This window comes from Mitsuaria sp. GD03876, from assembly GCF_029840635.1.
Classification (GTDB): Bacteria; Pseudomonadota; Gammaproteobacteria; order Burkholderiales; family Burkholderiaceae_C; genus Roseateles.
Map to the genome: position 1 here is coordinate 1 of NZ_JAOCCU010000092.1, position 6,427 is coordinate 6,427.

Genomic DNA, 6,427 nt, shown 5'->3' on the forward strand with positions numbered 1-6,427 from the left:
CGTCGCGCCAATGGCGCAGCCCGCGCTTCGTCTACAAGGCCGAAGGCAAGCGGGTCGGCGAGGTGCTGCTGGACTTCGCGGCCAGCCAGGGCCTGCCGGCGGTGCTCGCCGACGGCATCGACGGCACCGTGCAGGCCAACTTCGACACCACGCCGGAGAAGTTCCTCGAATCGATGAACCGCGCCTACGGCGTGATCTGGTACCACGACGGCACGGCGCTGTACTTCTACCCGGCCGGCGCGGTCCAGAGCCGGCTGTTCCGGCTCAAGGGCTTCCGCCGCGAGCAGGTCACCGACCTGCTGGAGTCGCTGCAGCTCGGGGACGCGCGCTTCCCGCTGCGCTTCAACTCGGCCGAGAGCACCTTGCTGGTCTACGGCCCGCCGCGCCATGTCGAGCTGATCGCCGCGGCGATCGAATCGCTGGACGTCGGCGCGATGGAGCGCAACCGCAAGGCGGTGCGCGTGGTGCCGCTGCGCTTCGCGTCGGCGGGCGACCGCACCTTCGGCCAGACCCGCATCCGCGGCGTCGCGGCCATCCTGTCCTCGCTCTACGGCTCGCCCGGCGCCGGCCAGGAGGGCGAGGCCAGCGACGGCGGACCGTCGGAGCTGCATCCCGAGAAGGTCCGCGCGCTGCAGGGCGTGATGGGCCGCGACACGCGGCTGGCCGACATCATGGCGCGCAAGCCCGCGCAGGTGACCGCCGGCCAGCCGTCCAAGCCCGGCGCCGCCGGCACGCCGCAAGGCGGCGCGCGCGGCCTGGTCAGCCCGGTGGAGGACGACACCCCGCCGACCTTCCAGGCCGACGAGGGCACCAACGCCGTGATCATCCACGGCCGTCCGCAACGCATGGACGAATACGTCGAGCTGATCCGCCGGCTGGACGTGCAGCCGGTGCTGGTCGAGCTCGAAGCCACCATCATCGACGTCAGCAGCGACAGCATCGACTCGCTGGGCATCGACTGGAGCGTGCGCGGCAGCAAGGGCAGCTTCGGCGTCTCGCAGCCGGCCAACGGTGGCAACGCGTCCAACAGCTTCACGCTCAGCACGCTGTGGTCCAACGCCGGGCGCGAACTGATGGCGCGCATCGACGCGCTGAGCGCGCGCGGCAAGGCCCGCGTGGTGGCCAAGCCCAAGGTTCTCGGCGTGGCCAACCGGCCGGCGGTGATGCGCGAGAAACGCGTCGTCACCGTGCGCGTGGCCGGCAACCTCGAGGCCAACCTGTTCCAGGTCGAGGCCGGCACGCTGCTGCAGGTCACGCCGCAGATCACGTCGGTGCCGGACAACGGCGGCGTGTCGCGCCGCATCAAGCTCTCGCTCTACATCGAGGACGGCAGCTTCGAGAACGAGCGCGTGGACAACGTGCCCGTCGTCAAGCGGACCGAGATCATGACCGAGGCCCATGTCGGCGAGGGCGAGAGCCTGCTGATCGGCGGCATCACGACATCGAGCCAGTCGTCCCAGCGCGACGAGGTGCCGGTGCTCGGCCGGGTGCCGGTGCTGGGCGGCCTGTTCCGCCGCACCAACGAGGTCGTCGGCCAGACCGAGCGCCTGTTCCTGATCTCGCCGCGGCTGATCCGCGAGCCGGTGTTCGCGGCCGCGCCGTCGGGCGCGCCGCCGATGCCCGCGGCGCCGATGCCGCCCCAGCCGCCGGCGCAGTCCCAATTGCGCGCGCCGGTCGCCCCGGCGCCCGCGCCGTCGGCCGCGCCGCGCGCGCCGTCGGGCACGCCCGAGTCCTTCCTGCAAGGCGGCGGCGGCTGAGCCGCGGCGGCCAATGTTCGGGATTCGCAAACCATGAAGCAGCTTCGCATCCTCACCGGCCGCCATGCAGGGGTCCAGCTACGGTTGACCCGTCGGCAGTACCGCATCGCCAGCGATGAGGAGGCCGACCTCCAGATCAGCGACTGGGACCAGCCCGCCCTGGTCCTGACGTTCGAGGAAGAAGGCTCCGACGTGTCTCCCGCGCTCCAGTTCACCGCCGACGATGCGACGCCCGCCAAGCCGCTGGGCCGGCTGGAGGACTTCCTGCCGCGGCGCTTCGGCGACGTGGTGCTGTGCGCGGGTCCGGACAGCGCCGAGTGGCCCAGCGACATCGCGCTGATGGACGCGTTGATGCGGCCCGCCGCGGCGGTCGCGGCGAAGGTCGCGGGCCATCCGGCCGCGGTGGCGGCGACGCGGCGCCCCGGCTGGGGCTTGAAGCTGAGCGCGCTGGTCGTCGCGGCCGGGTTGCTGGCGGCGTTCGCCAGCGTGGTCAGCACGCAGACCGCCGCGTCGGTCGCGCCGCCGGTCAGCCCGATGGAGCAGGTCCTGCAGGCGCTGCGCCAGGCCGGCGTGGACGGACTGACGGTGCGCCGGGTGGACCGGCGCCTGGTGGTCGAGGGCCTGTTGCCGGGCGGCGCGGAGATGGCCCGCGCGCGCGCCGCGCTGCAGCCCTTCGACGAGCAGATGCTGCTGCACCGCTATGCCGCGGCCAGCGACCTCGCGCGCCAGATCGGCGACGCGCTGAACCGGCCCGGCGTGCGCGTCGTCTACCGCGGCCACGGCGTGTTCGGCGTCGAGGGCCAGGCGATGGACGCGCAGCAGCTGCGCGACGAGGTCAAGCGCGTGGCGGCCGACATCGGTCCGCTGGTCACGCGCATCGACGTGGCCGTCGAGGAGACGTTGCCGGCGGCGCGGGTGCGCGTCGGCGCGATGCTCGCCGGCGACGGCCTGCAGTACGTGCAGACGGCCGACGGGACCAAGCACCTGTCGCTGCGCACGCCTTTCGAGGACGGGGCGGCGAGCGCCGCGGAGCCGTCCTCCGCCCCTTCACTTGCCAACGGAGAACCGTGATGGACAACCCCCTGGAGCAGACCGTGTTCGCCGACCTGGCGCACATCGAGAAGACGCTGACCGACGACCTCAGCGGCGAGCGCACGCGCGCGATGCTGAGCTACTTCGACCAGGTCGCGCAGTCGACCGAGGCGCACCTGCAGACCGCGCTGCCCGACGCCGAGCGCCAGCTCAGCTCGCAGCTGGTGGAGGGCTTCCGCGCGTCGCAACGCATCGTGCGCCACGTGTGGGAAACCATCCACACCGCGTCGCTGCCCGCCTGACGGCCCGCGCCGTCCACCAAGGAGATCCGAGATGGTCAACGACGCCACCCCGTCCGGCGCGCCGGGTTACCCGCTGGTCTACCGCAACCTGATGGCGGTCGGCCTGCTGGGCGCGGTCTACCGGGCGCGCGACGACGCCGCCACCGTCAGCGCGGCCATCGAGCTGACGCTGGACGACCCGACGCCGTTCCGCGTCTGCCGCGCGATCGCGCAGGGCATCGGCGGCGACGCGGAGTACGCCGCGACCACGCTCGGCGAGCACGTCGACGCGCATCCCGAGGACGAGGGCGCGAAGGTGGCGCTGGCCACCGCCTTCCTGCTGGCGCGCGACGAGCGCTGGAAGGGAATCCTCGACGAGGTGCTGGCCACCAGCACCGACCAGAACGTCCGGCAGGCCGCCAGCGGCGTGCTGGCCCATGCCGCGGCGCGGGAGTCGGCTCCGCCGAACTGACGCGCCACGACCGCACGCGGGACGAATGGTTCGTCCCGATGCATCCGGTGCCTCGCGGCGCCGTTACCCCCCGGAAGTCATCTTCCGCATCCACCAGGAGAGAACCATGGCAAACGAAGTCAACAACGCAAGCGCCCAAGGCGCCGGTGCGACGATGGACATGAACCAGATGATGGGTGAAATGCGCTCGCAGAACGCCGAGCAGATGCGCAACAACCTGGAAATGGGCCGCATGAGCCAGCAGGCGTCGATGTCCGAAGCGCTGGGCAAGAAGTTCAAGGCCTCCGGCGACAGCGTCAAAGGCCTGGTCTGACGACGGGACGGTCGCGCCGGGCCCTCGCGGCCTCGTCGCGGCCGTCGCCACCGTCGCGACCGTCATACGCCGAGCAAGGAGCACCCCATGCCTCCACCCCTCACGGGCGCGCCGCTGGTCCAGGATGGATCGGCCGAGGCCACCGCGTCGTCGCGGGCGCTGATGGACGAGATCCGGACCCAGAGCAAGCAGACCATGGCCAACAACCTGGCCATGGGACGCATGAGCCAGATGGCGGCCATGTCGGAAGCGCTGGGCAAGAAGTTCAAGGCCGGCGGCGACAGCGTCAAGGGACTGGTGTGACCCGCGCCGCGCGCACGACCCGTCACCGCATCCAACCTCCGTCGGAGCGAAACACATGAGCATTCAACTTCAATCGCCGCTGGGCATGGCGCTGCAAGGGATCCAGAATCCCCTGGGCGGCATCCAGCAGGCGCTGCAGGGACTTCAACAAGGATTGCAAGGCCTGACCCAGCTGCTGCGGCCGCTGGAGGCCGTGATGCAGAACCCGATCGCCAGCGCCATGAGCGCGGCGGGCCAGGCCGTGGGCCAGGCCATCGGGCAGCTGGGCAACCTCGCCAACTCGCCGCTGGGCGGGCTGAACCAGGCCCTGGGCGGCATCGGCCAAAGCCTGGGCGGCATCGGCCAGGCGCTGGGCGGCCTGACGCAGGGCCTCAACGCCCTGGGCCAGGGCGGCGGCATGGGCGGCGGCGCCGCCAATCCGCTGGGCGCGGCGCTGGGCGCGCTGGGCGGCCTGACGCAGGGCCTGGGCGGGCTGAACCAGGCCATCGGCGGCCTGGGCCAGGCCGCGGGCGGCCTGGGCGGACTGGGCGCCGCGGCTGGCGGCCTGGGTGGCGCGCAGCAACTGCTGGGCGGCCTGGGCCAGGCCATCGAGGGCCTGGGCAGCGCGTTGGGCGCGGCCGGGGCGCTGGCGGGCAACCTGGGCGGTGCCGGCCAGGCGATGACGCCGGACCGCGCGGTCGCCGCGCTGGCCAAGGGCATGCAGGGCTCGGACATGAAGATGCTCGACAAGGACGCCCTGAACGATGCCGCCAACGGCATCCGTCCCAAGGGCATGAAGGCCGAGGACTTCACGCCGGAGTTCCAGGCCGCGTGCAAGTTCCTCAAGAGCGACGCCGGCAAGGAGACGATGCGCAAGCTCGACACCGCCGACGCCGACAACGCGGGCGGCGGTCTCTTCAAGGGACGTCCGGACGGCAAGATCGGCATCGGCGACGTGTCCGCCGCGCTGCAGAAGACCGGCCTGGACAGCTCGCAGCGCAGCGCCGTGTCCACCTTGCGCGAGAACTTCAACGCGCTGTCCAAGGATGGCAACACCTTCGACAAGGACACGCTGCAGGACGTCGCCAACGGCAAGAACCTGCCCGACGGCACGTCGCCGACCGCCCAGCTGCGCCTGGCGGCCCAGCAGTTCCTGCAGGACAAGGCCCTGAGCTTCGCCGCGGACAACGCGCAGAAGCTGGGTGAAGGTCACTTCAACCAGCAGGGCGACGACAAGTTCAGCCTCAAGGACCTGGACAAGACCCTGGCCCGCCGCTGAGCGGGCCGGCCCCCGGGCGGGGAGCCCGGCCCGGGGGCCTTTTCCCTTTCCCTGATCCGATGCCGCCGAGCGGCCGTCCACTGCCTTCCCGAGCCATGGAGCAGACATGATCGATTCCTCGTTGCAACGCAAAGATTTCGTCTCCGGCCTTGTCGGGCTGGTGAGCCTGGCGGTGGACCGCGAACTGCTGGACGACGCCGAGGCCCTGCTGGGCGCGGTGCGCCTGCTGCGGCCCAAGGTGTCGCAGCTCGATTTCTTCGAGGCCTGGATCGCGATGAAGCGCGGTCACTGGACCGACGCGATGCGCACGCTGCGCAACCTCGACGCGACCGCGCCGGAGTGGGCGACGGCCAAAGCCTTCCTCGCCTACTGCCAGTTCGCCACCGGCGACATGGCCTGGCGCGCCACCGCGGAGGACGTGCTGCACACGGCCACCAACCCGGAGGCGCTGGACATGGTGCGCTCGCTGCTGAACCCGGAGGAGGAGGCCAAGGACGGCGAGTCCGAGGCCGACGAGCCGGGCACCGGCGCGACGCCGCCGCTGACGATCGACCTGTCGCAGATGTCCTACCTGCGGGCCTGAGCTTCGCGCCCTCGCGCCCGGCCATGGCGCCGCGCGCCTCGCAACGACGATCGAGGAGTTCCCCATGACCGATCCCATCCAGGCGATTTCCGCCCAGGACATGCTCAAGCAGGCCGCGGCCCCGGCGCCGGACCTGCAGGCCCAGGCGATGAAGTTCGAGCAGCTCATGGCGCGCGAGCCGCAGCCCGATGCCGCCGCGACGCGCGCGCAGGCCGTGGGCGGGCCGGACTCGGCGATGACCAAGACGCTGCACACGCTGGACGACGCGTCGCGCCAGGTGACGGCGGACATGCAGCGCTTCGTGACCGAGGCGCCGTCGATGGACCTGCAGACGCTGACGACGCGCTCGATGGAGCTCAACCTGCAGGTGGCCACGCAGGGGCTGCAGTTCACGGCCTGCACCTCGGTCGCGCAGAGCAGCAAGAACG

Annotated in this window: 9 protein-coding genes; all 9 read left to right on the forward strand. The window is 71.7% G+C overall.

What is annotated here, in order from left to right; all coding sequences use genetic code 11:
• The coding region (gene sctC, locus N5D62_RS28180) for a type III secretion system outer membrane ring subunit SctC (protein ID WP_279761452.1) at positions 1-1,757 on the forward strand (1,757 nt) is incomplete at its 5' end.
• 33 nt (positions 1,758-1,790) lie between these two features.
• The gene (gene hrpD5 / locus N5D62_RS28185; protein WP_279761453.1) at positions 1,791-2,828 is read left to right on the forward strand and encodes an HrpD5 family protein; all 1,038 of its coding nucleotides are present in this window, start codon (positions 1,791-1,793) and stop codon (positions 2,826-2,828) included.
• Entirely contained in the window at positions 2,828-3,091 is a 264-nt protein-coding gene (locus N5D62_RS28190) for a hypothetical protein (protein ID WP_279761455.1), read from the forward strand. Before hrpD5 ends, N5D62_RS28190 begins: the two co-directional genes overlap by 1 nt.
• 31 nt (positions 3,092-3,122) lie before the next feature.
• Positions 3,123-3,542 (forward strand): hypothetical protein, encoded by a 420-nt coding sequence (locus N5D62_RS28195; RefSeq protein WP_279761456.1) that lies wholly within the window; start codon positions 3,123-3,125, stop codon positions 3,540-3,542.
• 106 nt (positions 3,543-3,648) lie between these two features.
• The gene (locus N5D62_RS28200) at positions 3,649-3,855 is read left to right on the forward strand and encodes a hypothetical protein (protein ID WP_279761458.1); all 207 of its coding nucleotides are present in this window, start codon (positions 3,649-3,651) and stop codon (positions 3,853-3,855) included.
• A gap of 87 nt (positions 3,856-3,942) precedes the next feature.
• Positions 3,943-4,158 carry a hypothetical protein gene (locus N5D62_RS28205; RefSeq protein ID WP_279761459.1) on the forward strand — a complete coding sequence of 72 codons (216 nt, stop codon included), beginning with the start codon at positions 3,943-3,945 and terminating at the stop codon, positions 4,156-4,158.
• A 55-nt stretch (positions 4,159-4,213) separates the two neighbouring features.
• Positions 4,214-5,416: a hypothetical protein gene (locus N5D62_RS28210; RefSeq protein WP_279761460.1), complete on the forward strand. Its 1,203-nt coding sequence runs from the start codon at positions 4,214-4,216 to the stop codon at positions 5,414-5,416.
• Between the two features lie 106 nt (positions 5,417-5,522).
• Positions 5,523-5,999 (forward strand): HrpB1 family type III secretion system apparatus protein, encoded by a 477-nt coding sequence (locus tag N5D62_RS28215; RefSeq protein WP_279761463.1) that lies wholly within the window; start codon positions 5,523-5,525, stop codon positions 5,997-5,999.
• 64 nt (positions 6,000-6,063) lie between these two features.
• Positions 6,064-6,427, forward strand: a 364-nt coding sequence (locus N5D62_RS28220) for a hypothetical protein (protein WP_279761465.1), incomplete at its 3' end; no start/stop codon positions are given.